This is a genomic window from Sphingomonas sp. GW821-FHT10F11 (assembly GCF_058809095.1).
Genome location: NZ_JBXASH010000003.1, coordinates 347663 through 367175 on the forward strand (window position 1 = coordinate 347663; position 19513 = coordinate 367175).

A 19513-nucleotide genomic window follows, 5' to 3' on the forward strand; every position below is an offset into this window, starting at 1 on the left:
TTTCGGCGCGGACTTTTGTCATGCCCCTATGGCATTTTGCGCCGTGACGAACATCGAGATTATCAGATAATATCATTATATATCAATATTTTAATTGGTATCCGGAAATCGTCCTTTTGTTGGAGAGTGTGACATTAATCGTCAACTCGATCCAACAGCCCGCGCTCCGTGAGGTAGCCCGTGACCAGCCGCGCTGGCGTCACGTCGAAGGCCGGGTTGGCCGCGCCCGACGCCGTTACACGGATGCTGCCGCCTTCGCCAACAACGTGAGTCACCTCGTCGGCGCTGCGTTCCTCAATCGGGATGTCGGCGCCGGTGGCGGTCGCCGCATCGAAGGTCGTGTAGGGCAGGGCGACATAGAAGGGCACGTCATTGTCCTTCGCCGCCAGCGCCTTCAGATAGGTTCCGATCTTGTTGCACACATCGCCATTGGCGGTGACCCGGTCGGTACCGACGATCACCGCGTCGACCTGCCCCTGCATCATCAGATGCCCGCCGGCATTGTCGGCGATCACCGTATGCGGCACGCCGTGACCGGCCAGCTCGAACGCCGTGAGCAGGGCGCCCTGGTTGCGCGGGCGGGTCTCGTCGACCCAGACATGCACGGGAATGCCGGCATCATGCGCCAGATAGATCGGCGCGGTCGCGGTGCCGTAATCGACCGTCGCCAGCCACCCGGCATTGCAATGAGTCAGGATGTTGAGCGGCCGGTCAGGGTTCTTTGCGTGCAATTCCCGGAACAGCTCCAGCCCATGCTCGCCGATCGCGCGGTTCAGCTCCACATCCTCGTCGCAGATCGCATCGGCCCGTGCGAAGGCGGCGGCGGCGCGCTCGCCCGGGGGCAGGGGGCGCACGGCCTCGACCAGCTTGTCGAGCGCCCAGCGCAGGTTGACCGCCGTCGGCCGCGCGGCGAGCAGGGTCGCATAGGCGGCATCGAGCGCTGCGTCCGACCCGTCCTCGGCGAGCGCCATCGCCAGGCCATAGGCCGCGGTTGCCCCGATCAGCGGTGCTCCGCGCGTCCACATTTCGCGGATCGCCTGCTCGGCCGCGGCGGCGCTGCGCAACTCGACCCATACGATCTTCCACGGCAGTTCGCGCTGATCCATGATGCAGGCGCCGAGTCCGTCCTCGGTGCGCCGGATCGAGCGTTGGTGGGACCCTTCGAGCTTCATGCCGTGATATCCCCGAAAGTCGCGATGTCGCCCGTGCCGCCGTCGCGATCGATCAGCAGGGCCTGCATGCCGGCCGCGCGGGCGGCGGCAATCTCCTGCGCCGTATCCGACAGGAACAGCACGTCGGCTGGCTCGAACCCGGTAGCCCCGGCGATCGCCGCATAGGATGTGGCTTCGCGCTTCGGCCCGGTCGTGGTGTCGAAATAACCCGAGAAGAGCGGCGTCAGATCGCCCGCGTCGCTATGCCCGAACAGCAATTTCTGCGCCGCGACCGATCCCGACGAAAAGACATAGAGCGCGATTCCCGCCGCATGCCAGCGTCTCAGCGCCGCCACCGCATCGGCATAGACGTGCCCAGTAAACGCGCCTTCGCGATAGCCGTCTTCCCAGATCATCCCCTGCAGCGTCTTGAGCGGTGTGGCCTTGCGATCCTCGTCGATCCAGCGCGTCAGAGTCTCGACGGGGTCGCCCGGCTCTGCTGCAGCCACCTCGGCCAGGATCGGCCCCGCCGCTTCGGGATGCGCCGCGACGAAGGCCGGCAGCCGCTCGCGCGCATAGGGAAACAGCGTCTCCGCCACGAAGGCGATGCTCGAGGTCGTGCCCTCAATGTCAGTCAGGATCGCGCGGGGCATTCAGGTGAGGGCGGGTTCGTGGCGCGGAAAGCGATCGGCGATGCTGTCGCCGGTGAAGCGCGCTACCCAGCCATCCGGGTTGACGAACAGCCGGATCGCGGTGAAGCGCGGCGCCGGCCCCATGTCGAACCAGTGCTTCATGCCGGCGGGCACGGAGATCAGGTCGCCTGTGGTGCACAGCATGTTGAACACCCGGCCGCCCTCATGCAGCGTGAACAGACCCTCGCCATCGACGAAGAAGCGGACCTCGTCCTCGCCATGCGTATGCTCGGACAGGAATTTGCCGCGCAGCATTTCGCGATCGGGATGGTCGGGCGCCAGCGCCACCACGTCGACCGACCGATAACCGGCCTCGGCTTTCAGCGTTTCGATCTCGGGCGCGTAGACATCGAGGATCGCTGCCGCATCGGGCAGGGGACGCGTCGGCCAGCGTTCGAACCGGACGCCGATCGTTGCCAGCTCGGCGGCGATCGTCGCTCCGTCGGACGTGTCGAGCAACGGAGTGGCGCCGTCAGCCTCATCGAACACCTGCAAATGGCTCATGCTTCGCTCCTTTGACGGAAACCAGCCTCGGCCAGTTCGGCGGCGATCATCCATTCGACCGCTTCGATCACGCGCTCCGCCTCGGCCATGTCGCGGCCCCAGCCGTACAGGCCGTGGCTGCGGATAAGATAAGCGGGTGCAGCGCCCGGCGCCAGCAATCGCGGCGCTATCGCGGCGTCGATCACGGCCATGTTCTGGCTGTTGTCGACGATCGGCAGGTCGACGCTGGCCGCGTGGGTGATGATGCCGGGTAGTGCCTTCAGCATCTCATGTCCGGCGAGCGTATAGCCGTTGAGGTCGGGAAAAGCCCGGCTCAGCCCGACGGCGGCGGGCGAATGGCTATGCAATACCGCCCCAGCATCGGGAAAGTCGCGGTACAGCGCAAGGTGCAGGGCGGTCTCGGCCGAAGGTTTCTTGCCGTCGAGCGATGCACCGGCCGCGTCGACGCGCATCACATCGTCCTCGGTCAGCCGGCCCTTGTGGCGCCCCGACACCGTCACCGCGAAGGTGCCGTCGTCCAGCCGCATCGAATAATTGCCGGCGGTGGCGGGGGCCCAGCCCTTGGCGTCGAGCCAGCGCCCGACCGCGACGATCGCGGCCCTCGCCTCGGCAAGCGTGGTGGCGGCCATACGGTGCTGATCCCACACAGGTTGGTTGTGGAGCGGGTAGCGGGAATCGAACCCGCGTATTCAGCTTGGAAGGCTGCTGCACTACCATTGTGCTATACCCGCGCTGAGGGCGAATTACCGGCAAGCGCCGATGCGCGCAACCCGCGCCGTTCGCGAGACTTCCGGAAAGCGATCGTGGCCGCTCGGGCCCTATCCTTCACGGCTTGCTTACCATTCCCGCGCTATCTCCTCGCGCGATGTTCCACGACACGTCCCTTGCCAACGCCGCCAAGGTCGGTCCGCGGCCGCAATCCGCCGTCAGCACCGGCGTCGGGCTGGCTGGTCTCGCCGGCCTGCTGACCTGGGTCGGCATCGCGCGCTGGTTCGGCATGGACGGGCCCTATGCGGCTTTGGTCAATGTCGCCGCCTGTGCGCTGCCGATGATCCTCTGGTCGGTGTTCGTCGACAAGGTCCATCGCAATCCCACCACCGGGCTCGACTGGTCGGCGGCGAAGCCGTGGCGCGAGACGATCGACGTCAGCATGACCAAGCTCGCCGGGCTGTGGCTCACCTGGGCCGGCATCGCGCTGATCTACGGCACCGGGCGTTTCTATTGGGAAGGCAATTTCGCCTTCGCCATGTGGTGCTTCGGCCTCGCCGCGCCGGTGCTGTTCGTCGCCTCGATCCCGTACATCCTCATCCTCGATCGTTATGCGGTCGAGCCGAAGGATGGCTGCTGGTCGCTCGGCGCCTGGCTGATGGGCCTGAAGGAACCGGTCGACCGCGAGGCGATCTTCAACCATCTGCGCAGCTGGGGCGTGAAGGCCTTCTTCACGGCGTTCATGGTCGCGATCGTGCCCCCCGGCTTCGGCGACTTCATCCGCGCCGACACCAGCCAGGTGCTGCACAATCCCGTGGCGATGGCGAACTGGCTGATCACCTTCATGTTCACCATCGACGTCGCCTTCGCGACCGTCGGCTATATCGTCGCGCTGCGCCCGCTCGATTCGCATATCCGCACCGCCAACCCTTATGCGGCGGGCTGGATGGCGGCGCTGATCTGCTATCCGCCCTTCATCCTGATGAGCGACGGCGGCCCGCTCGATTATCATATCGGCACGGCTGACTGGACTCACTGGTTCCAGGGCCATCCGATCCTGCTGGGGCTGGTCGGCGCGATCCTGGTCGGGCTCACCGGCATCTATGCCTGGGCGACGATCGCCTTCGGCTTCCGCTTCTCGAACCTGACGCATCGCGGCATCCTGACGCATGGCCCCTATGCCTTTTCGCGCCACCCGGCCTATCTGTCGAAGAACCTGTTCTGGTGGATCTCGACCATCCCGTTCCTGACCACGGGCAGCGTCGTCGATGCCGGCCGCGCCGTGCTGCTGATGAGCGCGGTCAGCGGGGTCTATTACTGGCGGGCGAAGACGGAGGAGCGACATCTCGGCCTCGACCCGGCCTATCGCGACTATTCCGACTGGATGGCGCGCAACGGCATGGTGCCGCGCTTCATCGGCTGGATGCTGGGCCGGCCGGCTCCAGCACGGACCTAAGCGAGCGCGGCGGCGCGCTCCTCCATCAGTTTCCGTTCCCGATCGCTGCGCGCCAGCGTCGCCGCCTTGAGCAAGGCGCATCGCGCCTCATCGTTCCGCCCCAGCCGGGTCAGGAACTCGCCCCGCACGCTGAACAGCAGATGATAGTCGCCGAGCGACCCTTCAGCGATGATCCCGTCGACCAGCGCCAGCCCCACAGCCGGCCCATACGCCATCGCCTTCGCGACCGCGCGGTTGAGATCGACCACGGGCGAGGGCAGCACCCGGTACAGATCGTCATACCGCGCGGCGATGCCCGCCCAATCGGTCGCTTCCGGCGTCAGCGCGCGGGCATGGCAGGCAGCGATGGCGGCCTGCAGCGTGTAGGGACCTGACGGCGACGTTCGTTCCGCGACCGCCAGTGCCTTGAGCCCATGCTGGATCAGGGTCCGGTCCCAGCGCGACCGGTCCTGGTCGAGCAGCAGCACCGGCGCGCCGTCCGGCCCGGTGCGCGTGGGCAGCCGCGACGCCTGCAGCTCCATCAGCGCGATCAGCCCGTGCACCTCGGCATCCCCCGGCGCGAGCCCGGCCAGGATCCGCCCGAGCCGCATCGCTTCCTCGCACAGCGCCGGCCGGGTCCAGGCATCTTCGGCCGCCGGGGAATAGCCTTCGCTGAAGATGAGATAGATGACCTCGAGCACGGAGCAGAGCCGCGCATCGCGCTCGGCGCCACGCGGCACTTCATAGGCGACATCGGCATTGGCCAGCGCTTTCTTGGCGCGCACGATCCGCTGCGCGACCGTCGTCTCGGACGTCAGGAACGCGTTGGCGATCTCTTCGGTGGAAAGACCCGCGATCAGCTTGAGCGTCAGCGCGACCCGCGCCTCGGTGCCGAGCACCGGGTGGCAGGCCGTGAAGATCAGCGCGAGCAGCTCGTCGCCGATATCGTCGTCGATCCTGTCCTCGATCGTCTCGGCCGACAGGTCGACCGGATCGAGCTCGTCCGCCAGTTCCCGATGCTTGCGATCGATCATGCTCGACCGCCGGAAGCCGTCGACCGCGCGGCGCTTGCCCGCCGCCATCAGCCAGGCACCGGGATTGCGCGGCACGCCTTCCTCCGGCCATTGCCGGAGCGCTGCCTCGAGCGCTTCCTGCGCCAGCTCCTCGGCCTGCGAAAGATCGCGGGTGAGGCGGGCCAAGCCTGCGATCAGCCTGGCGGATTCGATCCGCCAGACCGTCTCGACCGCCCGCAAGGTCTCCGCCGTTCCCATGGCGGCTTTCTAGCCATGGGAACGGCCGGGGCAAGTCGGGTAGATCGCCGCCTTCTTCCTCTCCAGTGGGAGTTTTGCCTGGAGTCAGGTCAATCATGCCCCCGGCATGATTGAGAAATGCCCGGGGGGCATTTCGACCTGTCGCCCGGCAAAACTGATAGTGAAGCTTGGCAGCTTGCTGCCTAGCGTAACTTGGTGAGGGGCTCCGGGAGTTCTCGATAGCTCCCGGAGCCCCTCACCAACTTCGACTAGATCGCTGCGCTCTCAAGTCTCCGTATCCTCTCCCACCGGAGAGGAGGGTGGTATCGATTCACCTACGCTTTGGATTCGCCGTAATTGCCGGTCTGGTTGCGCATCGCCTCTTCGCGCGCCTGCAGCTCGGGCGTGAAGGCTTCGCCGAAATCCGCGGCTTCGAATACCCGGCGGATCTCGATCTCGTGATGCGCGCCGTCGGTGTTGGGCACGCGGCGGACCCATTCGATCGCCTCGTCCATCGACTTGACCTGGAGCAGCCAGAAACCGGCGATCAGCTCCTTGGTCTCGGCGAACGGGCCGTTGAGCACGCTGGTCTTGTCCTTCCCCTCGAAGCGGACGCGGGCGCCCAATGACGAGGCGCGCAACCCTTCGCCGCCCAGCATGAGGCCGGCCTTCACCAGCTCTTCGTTAAAGGCCGTCATATCGGCCAGCAGCTGCTCGCTCGGCATGATTTCGGCTTCGGAATCGGCACTTGCCTTCATGATCACCATTACACGCATCGATAGTCTCCTCAGGAGCGATCCCGGGATGCTCCATCCCGTTGAAGATACACTCTGCAGATACGTCGAGCGAGCCGCGCGGAAATCGACACGACCGCAAAAATTTTTTCAAAAAAATTCGGCGGCCCCGGTACGGGCCGGGACGGACCAGGTCCTGGATTGAGAAACTGCGAGTGGCAGGAACCGGTGGTTTGCTGTCGGGCGGCTTTTGCCGGCGGGCATGCGAAAGCGGTCGCGGGGGGCTCTGGCAGCTCGGATGCCCGCCATATCTGCGACACGAGTCAGCTGCTCGTCGATGCTCCGTCACCCTGCCAGGATAGTGCCCGGTAGAACAGCCACATCGATTGGGCGAACAGCGCCGTCAGCCACAGATAATAGCCCGGCCCCACGACGACCGGATACCGGCCGGTGTCGGTCGTGACCTCGCTCCACCACAAGGTTTGAACCGCCGGCAGCATGATCGCCACGGATGCGAAAAGGAAAAGTGGCGTCGACGGCCGCCGACGGCCGATCGCGTACGGCATCGACAGGAGGAAGGGAATGTTCGCGAACCAGCCGAACTGCAGGTTGAGGAATCCCATCCAGCCGATCGAGAGCAGCGTCCATCCCGGCCCGATCGCTCCCGGTCCGTTGCCCCAGCCGGCTGCGGGCACGATCAGTGACAGCAGCCAGAGGCACGCGATCGTTCCGCCGATCCATCTGCGCTCCGCCTTGCCTTCCATCGGATGTTCCTAAGGGGCGAAGGCCTTCGAATGACTTAATTCCGGGCGAGTGGGTCGATAGCGGCCATTCCCCGGTTATGGGTTCAGGACTAGAACCGCATCTCGTCATAGACCTTCGAGACGTTTCCGCCCCAGGGCCCGTGATACTTCTCCAGCAGCACCTGCGCCGGCACCTTGCCCGACCGCACGATCTCGCGCAGCGGATCGAGGAAGCCCGTCTCGTTGCTGCCCGAAGCATCGAAGCGTGCCCTTGCGGCGAGCCCCGCATTGGCGATGTCGAGCACTTCGCCCGCAATGTCGCGCAGCCTGCCGCCGCCCGGGATCGGCGCGTCGAGTGCCAGCCTCGGCACCGAATCGCGCAGTGCCTGGCGCTCGTCGATCGTCCAGTGCTTGACCACATCCCAAGCCGCATCGAGCGCGGTACCGTCATAGAGCAGCCCGACCCAGAGCGCAGGCAGGGCGCAGATCCGCCCCCAGGGCCCGCCGTCAGCGCCGCGCATCTCGAGGAAGGTCTTCAGCCGCACCTCGGGAAAGGCGGTCGAGAGATGGTCGTTCCAGTCGTCGAGCGTCGGCAGCTCGCCCGGCAGCACCGACAACTCGCCCTTCAGGAAATCGCGGAAGCTCAGGCCCGCCGCGTCGATATAGCGGCCCTCGCGGTAGACGAAGTACATCGGCACATCGAGCGCATATTCGGCATAGCGCTCATAGCCGAACCCGTCCTCGAACACGAAGGGCAGCATGCCCGTGCGCGCCGGATCGGTGTCCGACCAGATATGGCTGCGATAGCTCAGCATGCCGTTGGGTTTGCCCTCGGTGAAGGGCGAATTGGCGAACAATGCGGTCGCCAGCGGCTGGAGCGCGAGCCCGACGCGGAACTTCTTCGCCATGTCGGCTTCGGTCTCGTAATCGAGATTGACCTGGATGGTGCAGGTCCTGAGCATCATGTCGAGGCCGAGGCTGCCGACGCGCGGCATGTGGCGCAGCATGATGGCGTAGCGCCCCTTGGGCATGATCGGCAACTCGGCGCGGGTCTTGTCCGGCCACATGCCGAGGCCGAGGAAACCGATGCCGAACTTGTCGCCGATCGCCTTCACCTGCTCCAGGTGCCGGCCGGTCTCGGCGCAGGTCTCGTGCAGATTGTCGAGCGGCGCGCCCGAAAGCTCGAACTGTCCGGCGGGCTCGAGGCTGATATTGCCGTCCGGGCCGGCCAGCGCGATCACCTTGCCGCCCTCCTCGACCGGACGCCAGCCGAAATCGGTCAGGCCGTCGAGCAGGTCGAGGATGCCGCCGGGCTCGTCATAGCTCGGCGCGTGATGGTCGGAGAGGGAATAGACGAACTTCTCGTGCTCGGTGCCGATCCGCCAGCGATCGACCGGCTTCTCGCCTTTGGCGAAGCTCTGGATCAGATGGTCGCGGTGCTCGATGACCGCCTTCTTCTCGGTCGAAACGGTCTTCGTGCTCATGGCGGCGCTTTAGCGGGGGGAAGGGGGCGACGCTAGTGGGAGGTCACCAGTCGCCCGCGGCCGCCATCCACAGGCTCACCGCCGCCGCCGCTGCCGTATCCGCGCGCAATATGCGCGGTCCTAACCCGATCCCCACCGCGCCCGGCAAAGCCCGAATCGCCTCCCGCTCCTCCGCGTCGAAACCGCCCTCCGGTCCGATCAGGATCGCCGCCGGCCCTTTGGCCGCGCGCATCGCCTCAAGCGCCGGCACGCCGCCGGTCTCGTCAGCGAAGAACAGGGTCCGCCCCGCCGGCCAGTCGCGCAGCAGGGCCGGCAGCTTCACCGGCTCGGCCAGCTCGGGCACCGCGGTTCGCCCGCATTGCTCCGCCGCCTCGATCATATGCGCGCGCAGCCGGTCGAGATTGAGCCGGTCGACCATTGTCCGCCGCGTCAGGACCGGCACCAGCCGCGCGGTGCCCAGCTCGCACGCCTTCTCGACCATCCAGTCGATCCGCCCCTTCTTAAGCGGCGCGACGCACAGCCACAGATCGGGCACCGCCTCGCGCTCGCGCAGATGCGCGGTCACGTCGAGCAGCAGGTCGCGCTTGCCGACCGTCGCGGCGATGCCCAGCCACTCTCCGCTCTCGCCGTCGAACAGCTTCACCGGGTCGCCCGGCCTCATTCGCATCACCGACAGCAGATAATGCGCCTGCGCGCCCTCGACGCGAAGCTGCGCGCCCTCGCGGAGCGGCGTCTCGACGAACAGCCGGGGGGTCGATTGCGGCGGCCAGGCGGGGGTAGCGGGCATCGGATATTCCTAGCGCCCAATCCATATGGGCCGCCACCTTCTTCTCCCCCTCCCGCAAGCGGAAGGGGGACCAACCCGGCTGCGGCGAGTTCATTCCATCGAATGCGCGCGCTCAACTCCCACTATTATGATATACTTTCGCCAGGCAATGGGAGGGAAAGCATGAAGGCGTCGTCACTTGCTATACTGGTCGCATTGGCCCTTGGCGGTTGCGGGCCACGAATCGATGGCACCACCCATGCGCCCTCGGGGCGCTATGCCGGCGTCGGCATCTATCCGGCCGATCGTACCTGGACGAAGATGAGCGATGCGGACAAACCCGCCGACAAGGCGGCCGCGACCATTTCCGATGATCAGGTCGTGATCGTGACGGTGGACAGCAATACCGGCGAGCTGCGCCAGTGCGGTAACCTGTCGGGCTATTGCATCGGCCTGAATCCCTGGGCCCGTCAGCTCGGCAAGCCACAGACCGCGCCGGTCAGCGTGACGGAGCACGCGCCCGAAAAGACCGTGGATCGCTCCGAGACGCCGGCATCGAACGTCGCCGCGCCGACCGACCCCGAATAACGCCCCTGCCGCGTCGAGAAAGATTGCCGTCGCCGCCGGTCAGGCTACAGAAACGCCATGACCATCGTGCCCGAGATCGTCCCCGACACCGAGCATCGCGGCCTTGTCGGCCTGTTGCCGCCCGCGGCCCGTCCCTATGCGCTGCTCGCCCGGTTCGACCGGCCGATCGGCTGGTGGCTGCTCTACTGGCCCTGCGCCTGGGGCGTCGCGCTGTCGGGCAACCGGCAGGGCGACTGGTGGCTGCTGCTCTGGCTCTTGGTCGGCGCAATCGCGATGCGCGGTGCCGGCTGCGTCTATAACGACATCGCCGATCGCGAGCTCGATGCGAGCGTCGAGCGCACGCGCAACCGCCCGCTTGCCAGCGGACAGGTGTCGGTGCGCGCGGCATGGATCTGGCTGCTGATCCTGGTCGCGATCGGCTTCGCGGTGTGGTGGCACATCAACCTCTACGCCAAGGGGCTGGCGCTGCTCACCTTGCCGATCGTCGCCATCTATCCTTTCATGAAACGGATCACCTGGTGGCCGCAGCTCTGGCTCGGGCTGGTGTTCAGCTCGGGGGCGGTGGTCGGCTTCGCGGCGGCCGAGGCGACGATGTTCGAGATGCGCTGGTGGAACCTCGTCGCGGCGATGGTGCTGCTCTACGCCGGCGCCATTGCCTGGGTGGTCGGCTACGACACCATCTATGCGATCCAGGACAAGGAGGATGACGCGCTGGTCGGCATCCGCTCCTCGGCGCGCCGGCTCGGCAGCCGGGTGCGCCCGGGCGTCGCGATCTTCTACCTCATCGCCCTGGGTTTCTGGTCGGCCGCCTTCTGGCAGGTGCGCCCCGATCCGCTCGCGCTCCTCGCGCTTCTCCCGGTCGCGCTCCATTTCGCCTGGCAGGTCGCGACGCTCAGCGCGGACGACGGCGACAACGCGCTCGCTCGTTTCCGCTCGAACCGTTTCGCCGGCTTCCTGATGTTCGCGGCATGTTTTGTCGTCGGCGTGTCCTCAGCGCTTTGACCTTCGCGGCCGTCATCCCTAAGTCGCCGTGATGCTGACGATCGATCAGGCGCGGGATCGCGCCCAAGATATAGTTGCCCGGGCCAGGGCCGCCGGCGCCGACGCCGCCGATGCGGTGTTCGCCGACGATACCTCGCTCGACGTCTCGATCCGCCTGGGCGCGCTCGAAGATGTCGGCCGTTCCGAAAATGCCGAGCTTGGCCTGCGCGTGTTCGTCGGCCGCCGCTCGGCCAGTGTCTCCACCTCGGACCTGTCGTCCGCAGCGATCACCACGCTCGCCGAACGCGCCGTCGCGATGGCGCGCGAGGCGCCCGAGGATGCCTGGGCCGGGCTTGCGCCGGAGAATCGCCTGCTCCACGGCGCCCCGCCGCATCTCGATCTCGACGATGGCGGCGTGGTGTCGCCCGAGGCGCTGAAGGAAGCCGCACTCGCCGCCGAGGATGCGGCCCGCGCCGTCGCCGGCGTGTCCAACAGCGAAGGCGGCGGCGCCAGCGCCTCGCGCGCGGTCTGGGCGCTCGCCACCAGCCATGGTTTTGCCGGCGCCTATGCCGCGACCGGATACGGCCTGTCGGCCAGCGTGCTTGCCGGATCGGGCGGCGAGATGGTCCGCGACTATGCGCATCATTCCGCGCGCCACCGCTCCAGGCTGGAGGACGCCCTGTCGATCGGCACCCGCGCCGGCGAGCGCGCGGTCGCCCGGCTCAACCCGGGCCGGCTCGCCAGCGGCGCGATGCCGGTGGTGTTCGACCCGCGCGTCGGATCGAGCCTGCTCGGGCACCTGATCGGCGCGATCTCCGGCCAGGCGATCTCGCGCAAGACCAGCTTCCTGCTCGACGCGCTCGGCACCCAGGTCTTTTCGAGCGGCGTCACCATCTGCGACGATCCGCACCGCCCGCAGGGCCTGCGCTCACGGCCGTTCGACGGCGAGGGCCTGCCCGTTTCTCCGACCGAGTTCGTCTCGCACGGCATGCTCGAAACCTGGCTGCTCGACAGCGCCTCGGCACGGCAGCTCGGGCTCGAGCCGACCGGCCACGCCACGCGCGGCGGCGGCGGCAGCCCGGGCGTCACCACCAGCAACATGCATATGTGCGCCGGCGCGATGCCGCGCGAGACGCTGATCGCCGACATCAAGCGCGGCGTGTTCGTGACCGAACTGATCGGCATGGGGGTCAACGGCGTGACCGGCGACTACAGCCGCGGCGCGGCCGGCTTCCTGATTGAGGGCGGCGAGATCACGACCCCGGTCGCCGAATTCACCATCGCGGGCAATCTGAAGGACATGTTCCTCAATCTCACCCCCGCCAACGATCTCGAATTCCGCTACGGCACCAATGTGCCGACGATCCGCATCGACGGCATGACGGTGGCGAGTGGCTGATCGCCCCGGTAGCGGGGATCTGGCCGACGCGATCGCCGCGATCGCTGCCGAGGCGGGCGCACTGGCGCTGGCCAAATGGCGCACTGACTTCCGCCAATGGGAAAAAAGCCCGGGCAATCCGGTGTGCGAGGTCGATCTGGAAGTCGACGCGCTGCTCCATCAGCGCCTCGCCGCGCTGGTGCCCGATGCCGGCTGGCTGTCGGAGGAGACGGTCGACAATGAAGATCGCCTGTCCCAGTCGCGCCTGTGGGTAGTCGATCCCATCGATGGTACGCGCGACTATGTCCGCGGGCGGGAGGGCTGGGCGGTCTCGATCGCCCTGGTCGAGGACGGCCAGCCGCTGATCGGCGTGCTCGACGCGCCCGCACGCAGCGAGGTCTGGCGGGCCGAGGCGGGCAAGGGCGCGACGCTCAACGGTTTCCCGATCCGCGCCGGCAACCGCGCCGTCTTTTCCGGCGCCCGCGTGCCGACAGACAGCCTGCCCAAGGTCGACAGCGACCTGGTTGCGGTGGCCAAGCCCAATTCGATCGCGCTCCGTATCGCGATGGTCGCGGCGGGTGAGGCGGATCTCGTGGCGACGCTGCGTTGGGGCTATGAATGGGACATCGCCGCCGCCGTCCTGATCGCGGCCGAGGCCGGCGCAACAGTCAGCGACGCCTTCGGCAAGCCGCTCTTCTTCAACACGCCGAGCGCACAGGCGTTCGGGGTCCTGACCACGACGCCGGGCATCCATGCCGCAGCGGTGGACCGGCTGGCGGATCGCGCGAAGACGCTGGCGGTCCGATAGTCCCGGGTCGATCGATTCAACCGCAATGCGAATCGCGGCACGATGCGGATCGGCCGAGTCTCGTAAGCGAAGCCCGGTCCGCTCTTTCTCATGACGATCGAAAACCAGTGTAACGGCCCCGGCCGTCATGCCGGTTCCGGCATCGGTGGACCCCGGAACGAGTCGGAGCTTGTCCCGTTCGAGCAAGGCGCCCTTGTGTCCCCGCGAAGGCGGGGACCCAGTCTGTGCTCCCGCCTTCGCGGGAGCACAAGGGTACAGGATCCCAAGTCGACGGTGGCGTCCGGGATAAGCACCGAATGAGTCCGGCGTGAGAAATAAGGCCGTCCGCATCGGCTCTGGACACTGCCCCGTTCTCGCGCGGGCACTCCCTTTTATCGACGCGCCTCTCCCTGTTCCGTGCGAATTTCTCCCTGTTATTCAGGAACAGGGAGAATGCCAATCAACATGTTGATATAAAAAGAAAATATCTCCAACAAAGTTGGAAATAACAGGGAGAGAAAAATTCAGCGCCCGTTCCGCCCGGTTACAGGGCTGGAACAGGGCAGGTCGGGGCATTATCCCGGCGTCCGGACCAGCTCGACGATGTCGACATCATGGCTCATCCAGCCGCGACCGGCGCCCGCCTCGGCCGCCAGCGCGCGCGTCTTCTTCGCCTCGGCCAGCGACTTGCTATGGCCCCAGAACACCTCGGTCTTGCCGTTGCCGAGACGGGCAACGATCCGCCAATAATGGGTGAACTCGGTCGCGGTCGGCCCGATCGTCTTGACGTAGCCGTCGGGCAAGGTCGCGGTCAGCAGATATTTCTTCTTCGCCATGTGCTCAGCCCGCCAGCAGTTCGAACGCTGCGCGCGCCATGGTCTGTCCGTTGACGATCAGTTCCACCTCATGCGTGCCCGGATGATGCCGCCTTGTGCTGAAATCCTTGATCGTCTGCCGGATCGAAAGGGCGACCGTCTCGCCGGGGCCAAGGTCGAACGTGCGAAGCTTGAACACCTTGGCGGCGCGTTTCCCGCCGGTCCGCGCGTAATGAAGGCGGTAGTCGACCACCAGTCGCTGCGCCCCGGCGGATGTCGATCTTACCTCAGCAGCGATCATGATCGCGCCGCCAAGCCGCACCGTCCCCGGCCCGACCGAAAAGTCCGATACCTCGACCGCCGCGCCATGCCCCACGCCGATCAGCGCCAGCGCCCGCGGATCACCCTGCTTGATCAGCGTCCGCAACGCATGGCGGACGATCCACATCGTTCGGGCGTCGTCGGTCGGCCAGGCCGCGAGCCGGTCGACCAGCCAGTCTGGCCGATCCTTGGCGATATCGTTCAGATGGTTGGCGACCGATTTGCGGACATAGGCGCTGGGATCGCGCTTCAGCGCCTCCAGGATCGGCGCCGCCAGCGTGGGATCGGCCTTGAGCGCCGGCACGCGCCCCGCCCAGGGCAGCCGCGGCCGGCTGCCTTCGCTGGCGAGCCGCCGGACATGCTCGTCCTCATGCCCGCTCCACGCGAGCATAATGGCAAGCGTCCCCGCGCTGTCCTGCGCCAGAAACGGCCGTATCGCGAACTCGGCGGTGCCGAAGCGGGTCAGGTCGGCGAGCGCTTCCATCGAAAGCGCGACGTCGCCGAGCCCATGTCGCGCAATGAATTCGGTCACCGCCACAGCCTGGAAACCATGGGTCAGCCGCGGCGCCATGGCGCGAACGATCTTCACCGCCTCCGCATAGTCGGCGGGCAACGCGATCCGCAGGGCATCCGCGATATGACGCACCCGCTCCATGATCGACAGCGCGTCCAGCCCCGCCGACGCGGCATCGAGAAAGGCGGCGCGGTCAAAGCGCGGCGAAGCGAGCGCGCCCGTATCGGCGATCACGGTCAGCGCTTGCGGCCCGAGAATGTCCTTGAGCAGGGCGGGGGTGGCCGCGTCGCTTGTCATTGTCATGCCCGTCCCGATCATATGGCCGAGAGATCGACCCTCCGGACAGCAGCTCTAGCGTTCTGCCTGGGCCGGGCAATGTGCCAGCCCGTTATGCGCTCATGTCAGCCGGTCGCCTGGGCATCCAGCCACCTGACGGCTTCCTCCCGGTCAAGGCAGGCATGCACGTCGATCCCGTGGAAGATGCGGCTCAGCTGCCGGCCGGCAAGCGCACTGGCATTCACCAGCGCGAACGCCGATGTCCGCGGGGAGGCGAGAGCGAGGTCCCGCAATGCCTGGACGACGTCCTGCGATTGAATCTTCGCGCCGGACACGTCGTAGAGCAATTGGTGCGGGCCGCGATAGGCCGGCAGCGCGTCGATCGCCCGTTGCAGATCCTGTTCGAACCGCTTCACGTCGTCCAGCGACGCGAACCCGGCCAAGGTGATATGAATGCGATGCCGCTCTGCCTCTGCCTGGACGTCAAACGCCATCCTGACCCTCCCCCGCTCTCCTGAGCCTGTAGCGGAAGTAGCAACAGTCGCGGGCGGTGAATAGTCCGAACGGTCGGTCTGCGAATAGATCAGATAGGTTCCGATCTAAGCTTCGCCCAGCCCGTCGTCCCGATACTTGATCTCCAGGAACCGCCCCCGCGTCGCCAGCAGGTTGAGATCGCCCTCGGCCAGCTGCGCCGACATCTGGCCGATCTCCTGCTCGATCACCTTCAGCCCTTCGGCGAGCTGCGCATCGGGCGTCTTGCCGTTGCGCTCCACGCCGCGCAGCGGCTGGGGGACCTTGGCATAGTCGCGGATCAGCTCTGGCAATTGCTCGCCGACCAGCTTGCGGATCTCGGCCGCCGCCGGCTCGCGCTCGTCGAGCGCGGCAAGCTGCGGCGCGAGCGTCTCGAGCTGAACGCCGATCCCGTCGACCAGGGTCTGGGCAGGGGCGGGCAGGGCGGGGCGCTGCTGTTCGAGCCATTGTTCGGTCTTGAGCGGCAGCGCCTTGAGCGGCACCTCGACCAGCTTCTCGGCCACCACCGGCGCCTCCAGCGAGACGAAGGCGAGCAGGAAGGTCACCAGGATCAGCGCGGCGAAGACCAGCAGCGCCCCGCCCATGCCGATCGGGGAGAACCAGCCGAACACGATCGTCGCGATGATGATCGCGAGGTCGGCGGTGACGATCAGCCCGGCCCGCTTGGCCAGGCCGGTGCCGCGCCGCCGGCGCTTGCGCTGCATCAGCGCCTGTTCGCGTCGCTCGTTGAGGAACTGGGTGGTCCTGGCGATCTGGCGATCGACGTCGGTCATTTACACGGCTTCCAGCTTGAAGGTTTCGCCCCCGCTGCCCGAATTCTGCGCTGCCCCCTCGGCCCGGGCGATATAGCCCTTCGACTTCTCGACCTCGTTGCCCAGCACAGTGACCGTGGTCTTCATCGAATCGAGCGCCTTCAGCTTGAAGGTGTCGATCGCGTCCATCGTGTCATAGATATTCTGGAAAGCGCGCTGCAGCACCTCGATCGGGATGGTCGCGCCTGCCGCCTGCTCATGGATCGTCGCGGTCTGGCTCTTCAGCAGTTTGCCGGTCGAATCGATGATGTTGGCGGTGGTGGTGTTCAGCGCGGTGATCTGCTCCAGCACCAGCTTCTGGTTGGTCAGCGCCTGCGCCACCGTCACCGCGGTGCGCAGCGCGGAAACCGTGGTGGTGGAGGCACGGTCGACGCCCTTCACCAGCTCGACATTGTTCTTCTTCACAAGGTCGAGCGCGAGATAGCCCTGCACCGTCACCGCCATCTGGGTCAGCAGGTCCTGGGTGCGCTGGCGGACATAGAAGAGCGCGCTTTCGCGGATCGCCTTGGCCTTGGCCGGATCGGTGTGGTCCAGCTCATTGGCCTTGTCTTCCAGCTTCTCGTCCATCGTCTTCGACAGGATGATCATCTGTTCGAGCCGGCCCATCGCGGTCCACAGATTGGCGCGCTCGACGTCGATCGCGGCATTGTCCATCAGCAGCTCGTCCTTGCCGCTGCCCAGGCTCTTCAGGATCGAGGCGATGTGAGTCTGCGAGCTTTTATAGCCGTCGAAATAATTGCGCATCGAATTGCCGAACGGGATGATCCCGAACAGCTTCTTCGGCGCGAGCAGGTTTCCCTGCTTGCCCGGATCGAGATCCTCGATCGTGCGGCGCAGTTCGGCCAGGTCGGCGCCGACACCCGATTCCTGGTTCATCGCCTTGACCGGCCGGTCGAGGAATCGGTTCGATTGCCCGGCCGCCTCGCGGATCTCCTTCTGGCCCATCGCGCTGATTGCATCGACTCGCTTGCCGAATTCGGGCGAGTTCACGTCCTGCGCGACCAGATCCTCGATGAAGGTCTCAACCCGCTCCTGCAGCTGGGTACGCTTGGTGTCGTCGACCGGCACGAGGCCGACGGCCTTTTCCGGCGCGACCACCGGCACGGGGTCGGGCGGGGTCAGCACCAGGTCGGTGGTCGCGGTGTCAGTCTCGGTCGCCATCACTCTCTCCACGCAGTCGCCGCCCTAGATGACGGCGATTCGAACGCGCTTCAAGTGTATCATTCAACTATAACACTTGTCACGTGCCGGCAGGCTAGCCGAAAATTGTTGCGCAATCGATGGCGCTCGCGTCAGGTGGCCGGCGTTGGACAAGGGAGGGGAATCGATGCGACGTGCGATAGGCCGGATGGTGGTTGCGCTGTTCGCGCTGCTGACGTTCGCCACGGCGGCGACTGCGCAGGAAACCGTCGATCCCAACCGCCTGCCGCCCTCGCGCGATCCGGCGCGTATCGCCAATGGCCTGGCGCAAACCCCGCCGATGGGCTGGAACAGCTGGAACAAGTTCGGCTGCAATATCAGCGAGACGACCGTCCGCGCCGTCGCCGACGCGATGGTGTCGAGCGGCATGCGCGATGCCGGCTATCATTATGTCGTGATCGACGATTGCTGGCACGGCGCCCGCGACAAGGATGGGTTCATCACCGCCGATCCGGTCAAGTTCCCCTCGGGAATCAAACCGCTCGCCGACTATGTCCATTCGAAGGGCCTCAAGTTCGGCATCTATTCCGATGCCGGCATGATGACCTGCGGCAAGCGCCCGGGCAGCCAGGGCCATGAATATCAGGACGCGCTCACCTATGCGCGCTGGGGCGTCGATTATCTGAAGTATGACTGGTGCTTTACCGGCACGCGCAATGCGGAAGAAGCCTATGCGCTGATGGCCGACGCGCTCCGGGCGAGCGGCCGCGATATAACCTTCAGCATCTGCGAATGGGGCCAGAACGAGCCGTGGCGATGGGGCAGGAAGATCGGCAATCTCTGGCGCACCACCGGCGATATCTGGGACAGTTTCGCCGGCACCGACAAGGAACATTGGTGGGCGCATAATGTGCTCGACATTGTCGACCGCAACGAGCCGCTCTGGCCCTATGCCGGCCCGGGCCATTGGAACGATCCCGACATGCTGGAGATCGGCAATGGCGGGATGACCGACACCGAATATCGCAGCCATTTCAGCCTCTGGGCGATGATGGCGGCGCCGCTGATGGCGGGCAACGACATCGCCTCGATGAGCGCGGAGACCAGCGCGATCCTGCTCAACAAGGACGTGATCGCGATCGACCAGGACCCGCTCGGCGTACAGGGCCACCGCGTTCGCGACGATGGCGATCACGAGGTCTGGTCGCGGCCGCTCGCCGATGGCGGCCGGGCGGTGATCCTGTTCAACCGCGGCGCGACACCGGCGACGATCAAGGCCGACTGGACCGAACTCGGCTATCCGCGCGGGCTGAAGGCGGAGGTGCGCGATCTGTGGGCGCGCAATTCGCTGGGGCGCATGGCCGGCAGCTTCTCGGCCACGGTCGAGCCGCACGGCGTGGTGATGGTGCGGTTGCTGCCCTAACCCACTTGCACTTCCCCGGCGAAGGCCGGGGAAGATAGGGTGGGGAAGCCCTACGTATGCGGCACCGTCACATATTGCATCGCGCCGATATCATTGCCCTCGGTATCGAGGAACCGGATCAGCGCGCCGACCGTCGGGATAATGCCCTTGGCGTAAGTGATCGTCCCGCCATTGGCTTCGACCAGCGCCGCGACCGCATCCACATCATCCACCGCGAAGGTCGGCTCCACCCCGTTCAGGCCGGCACCAGTGCGCGGCGTCTGGCGCGCGTGCATCAGGCCCTGAATGCCGGGCGACGCTTCGTCGCCGGTATGGATCAGGTAGAAGCCCGGCGGCCCCCAGGGCTCGAATACCCAGCCGAACACGGCTTCGTAGAAGGCGCGGGCACGGTCGACATCGTCGACATGGATGGCGAAGGAGGCGAGGTTGGTTGGCATGCCCGTATCGTGCGCCGCTGGCGGGCGAGCCGCAATAGCGCTA

Annotated in this window: 21 protein-coding genes and 1 tRNA gene; 6 read left to right on the forward strand and 16 right to left on the reverse strand. The window is 66.4% G+C overall.

The window, feature by feature from the left end; genetic code table 11:
• Positions 1-134: 134 nt before the first annotated feature.
• The 5 genes from mtnA to AC1RT8_RS12045 form a co-directional block, all read right to left on the reverse strand.
• On the reverse strand, positions 135-1172 hold the full coding sequence (gene mtnA / locus AC1RT8_RS12025; protein ID WP_493075884.1) for an S-methyl-5-thioribose-1-phosphate isomerase: 1038 nt from the start codon (positions 1170-1172) through the stop codon (positions 135-137).
• Positions 1169-1804: an acireductone synthase gene (mtnC, locus tag AC1RT8_RS12030; RefSeq protein ID WP_493075885.1), complete on the reverse strand. Its 636-nt coding sequence runs from the start codon at positions 1802-1804 to the stop codon at positions 1169-1171. Before mtnC ends, mtnA begins: the two co-directional genes overlap by 4 nt.
• Complete coding sequence (locus AC1RT8_RS12035) at positions 1805-2347, reverse strand: 1,2-dihydroxy-3-keto-5-methylthiopentene dioxygenase (RefSeq protein ID WP_493075886.1); 543 nt, start codon at positions 2345-2347, stop codon at positions 1805-1807.
• Positions 2344-2976, reverse strand: a complete 633-nt coding sequence (locus AC1RT8_RS12040) for a methylthioribulose 1-phosphate dehydratase (protein WP_493075887.1) — start codon at positions 2974-2976, stop codon at positions 2344-2346. The genes AC1RT8_RS12035 and AC1RT8_RS12040 overlap by 4 nt, the downstream gene beginning before the upstream one ends.
• 28 nt (positions 2977-3004) lie before the next feature.
• Positions 3005-3078: transfer RNA gene (locus AC1RT8_RS12045), tRNA-Gly, on the reverse strand.
• Positions 3079-3212: 134 nt separating this feature from the next.
• Here AC1RT8_RS12045 and AC1RT8_RS12050 point away from each other — a divergent pair.
• Positions 3213-4511 carry a methyltransferase family protein gene (locus AC1RT8_RS12050; protein WP_493075888.1) on the forward strand — a complete coding sequence of 433 codons (1299 nt, stop codon included), beginning with the start codon at positions 3213-3215 and terminating at the stop codon, positions 4509-4511.
• On the opposite strand, the gene AC1RT8_RS12055 is transcribed toward AC1RT8_RS12050, so the two are convergent.
• The 5 genes from AC1RT8_RS12055 to AC1RT8_RS12075 all read right to left on the reverse strand — a co-directional run bounded on the left by AC1RT8_RS12055 (position 4508) and on the right by AC1RT8_RS12075 (position 9488).
• On the reverse strand, positions 4508-5761 hold the full coding sequence (locus AC1RT8_RS12055) for an RNA polymerase sigma factor (protein ID WP_493075889.1): 1254 nt from the start codon (positions 5759-5761) through the stop codon (positions 4508-4510). The genes AC1RT8_RS12050 and AC1RT8_RS12055 overlap by 4 nt on opposite strands.
• A gap of 314 nt (positions 5762-6075) precedes the next feature.
• Entirely contained in the window at positions 6076-6516 is a 441-nt protein-coding gene (locus tag AC1RT8_RS12060; RefSeq protein WP_493075890.1) for a YciI family protein, read from the reverse strand.
• Between the two features lie 281 nt (positions 6517-6797).
• The gene (locus tag AC1RT8_RS12065) at positions 6798-7238 is read right to left on the reverse strand and encodes a hypothetical protein (protein ID WP_493075891.1); all 441 of its coding nucleotides are present in this window, start codon (positions 7236-7238) and stop codon (positions 6798-6800) included.
• 89 nt (positions 7239-7327) lie between these two features.
• The gene (locus AC1RT8_RS12070; RefSeq protein WP_493075892.1) at positions 7328-8701 is read right to left on the reverse strand and encodes a glutamate--cysteine ligase; all 1374 of its coding nucleotides are present in this window, start codon (positions 8699-8701) and stop codon (positions 7328-7330) included.
• A 43-nt stretch (positions 8702-8744) separates the two neighbouring features.
• Positions 8745-9488 (reverse strand): 16S rRNA (uracil(1498)-N(3))-methyltransferase, encoded by a 744-nt coding sequence (locus tag AC1RT8_RS12075; RefSeq protein ID WP_493075893.1) that lies wholly within the window; start codon positions 9486-9488, stop codon positions 8745-8747.
• 162 nt (positions 9489-9650) lie between these two features.
• On the opposite strand from AC1RT8_RS12075, the gene AC1RT8_RS12080 reads away from it, so the two are divergent.
• The 4 genes from AC1RT8_RS12080 to AC1RT8_RS12095 are packed head-to-tail and all read left to right on the forward strand — an operon-like array spanning position 9651 to position 13222.
• A complete protein-coding gene (locus AC1RT8_RS12080; RefSeq protein ID WP_493075894.1) occupies positions 9651-10055 on the forward strand; it encodes a hypothetical protein in 405 nt (134 codons plus the stop codon).
• A gap of 57 nt (positions 10056-10112) precedes the next feature.
• The gene (gene ubiA / locus AC1RT8_RS12085; RefSeq protein WP_493075895.1) at positions 10113-11057 is read left to right on the forward strand and encodes a 4-hydroxybenzoate octaprenyltransferase; all 945 of its coding nucleotides are present in this window, start codon (positions 10113-10115) and stop codon (positions 11055-11057) included.
• A 31-nt stretch (positions 11058-11088) separates the two neighbouring features.
• Positions 11089-12435, forward strand: coding sequence for a TldD/PmbA family protein (locus tag AC1RT8_RS12090; protein WP_493075896.1), 1347 nt, complete (start codon positions 11089-11091; stop codon positions 12433-12435).
• Positions 12428-13222 carry a 3'(2'),5'-bisphosphate nucleotidase CysQ gene (locus tag AC1RT8_RS12095; RefSeq protein WP_493075897.1) on the forward strand — a complete coding sequence of 265 codons (795 nt, stop codon included), beginning with the start codon at positions 12428-12430 and terminating at the stop codon, positions 13220-13222. Before AC1RT8_RS12090 ends, AC1RT8_RS12095 begins: the two co-directional genes overlap by 8 nt.
• Positions 13223-13776: 554 nt before the next feature.
• On the opposite strand, the gene AC1RT8_RS12100 is transcribed toward AC1RT8_RS12095, so the two are convergent.
• The 5 genes from AC1RT8_RS12100 to AC1RT8_RS12120 all read right to left on the reverse strand — a co-directional run bounded on the left by AC1RT8_RS12100 (position 13777) and on the right by AC1RT8_RS12120 (position 17631).
• Positions 13777-14037 carry a hypothetical protein gene (locus AC1RT8_RS12100; RefSeq protein ID WP_493075898.1) on the reverse strand — a complete coding sequence of 87 codons (261 nt, stop codon included), beginning with the start codon at positions 14035-14037 and terminating at the stop codon, positions 13777-13779.
• A 4-nt stretch (positions 14038-14041) separates the two neighbouring features.
• Positions 14042-15154 (reverse strand): DNA alkylation repair protein, encoded by a 1113-nt coding sequence (locus tag AC1RT8_RS12105; protein WP_493075899.1) that lies wholly within the window; start codon positions 15152-15154, stop codon positions 14042-14044.
• A 98-nt stretch (positions 15155-15252) separates the two neighbouring features.
• Positions 15253-15621, reverse strand: a complete 369-nt coding sequence (locus tag AC1RT8_RS12110) for a hypothetical protein (protein ID WP_493075900.1) — start codon at positions 15619-15621, stop codon at positions 15253-15255.
• 105 nt (positions 15622-15726) lie between these two features.
• Complete coding sequence (locus AC1RT8_RS12115; protein ID WP_493075901.1) at positions 15727-16431, reverse strand: hypothetical protein; 705 nt, start codon at positions 16429-16431, stop codon at positions 15727-15729.
• Positions 16432-17631, reverse strand: a complete 1200-nt coding sequence (locus AC1RT8_RS12120; RefSeq protein WP_493075902.1) for a toxic anion resistance protein — start codon at positions 17629-17631, stop codon at positions 16432-16434.
• Between the two features lie 166 nt (positions 17632-17797).
• On the opposite strand from AC1RT8_RS12120, the gene AC1RT8_RS12125 reads away from it, so the two are divergent.
• Complete coding sequence (locus AC1RT8_RS12125) at positions 17798-19033, forward strand: glycoside hydrolase family 27 protein (RefSeq protein ID WP_493075903.1); 1236 nt, start codon at positions 17798-17800, stop codon at positions 19031-19033.
• A 50-nt stretch (positions 19034-19083) separates the two neighbouring features.
• On the opposite strand, the gene AC1RT8_RS12130 is transcribed toward AC1RT8_RS12125, so the two are convergent.
• The gene (locus AC1RT8_RS12130; protein ID WP_493075904.1) at positions 19084-19470 is read right to left on the reverse strand and encodes a VOC family protein; all 387 of its coding nucleotides are present in this window, start codon (positions 19468-19470) and stop codon (positions 19084-19086) included.
• Between the last annotated feature and the right edge of the window lie 43 nt (positions 19471-19513).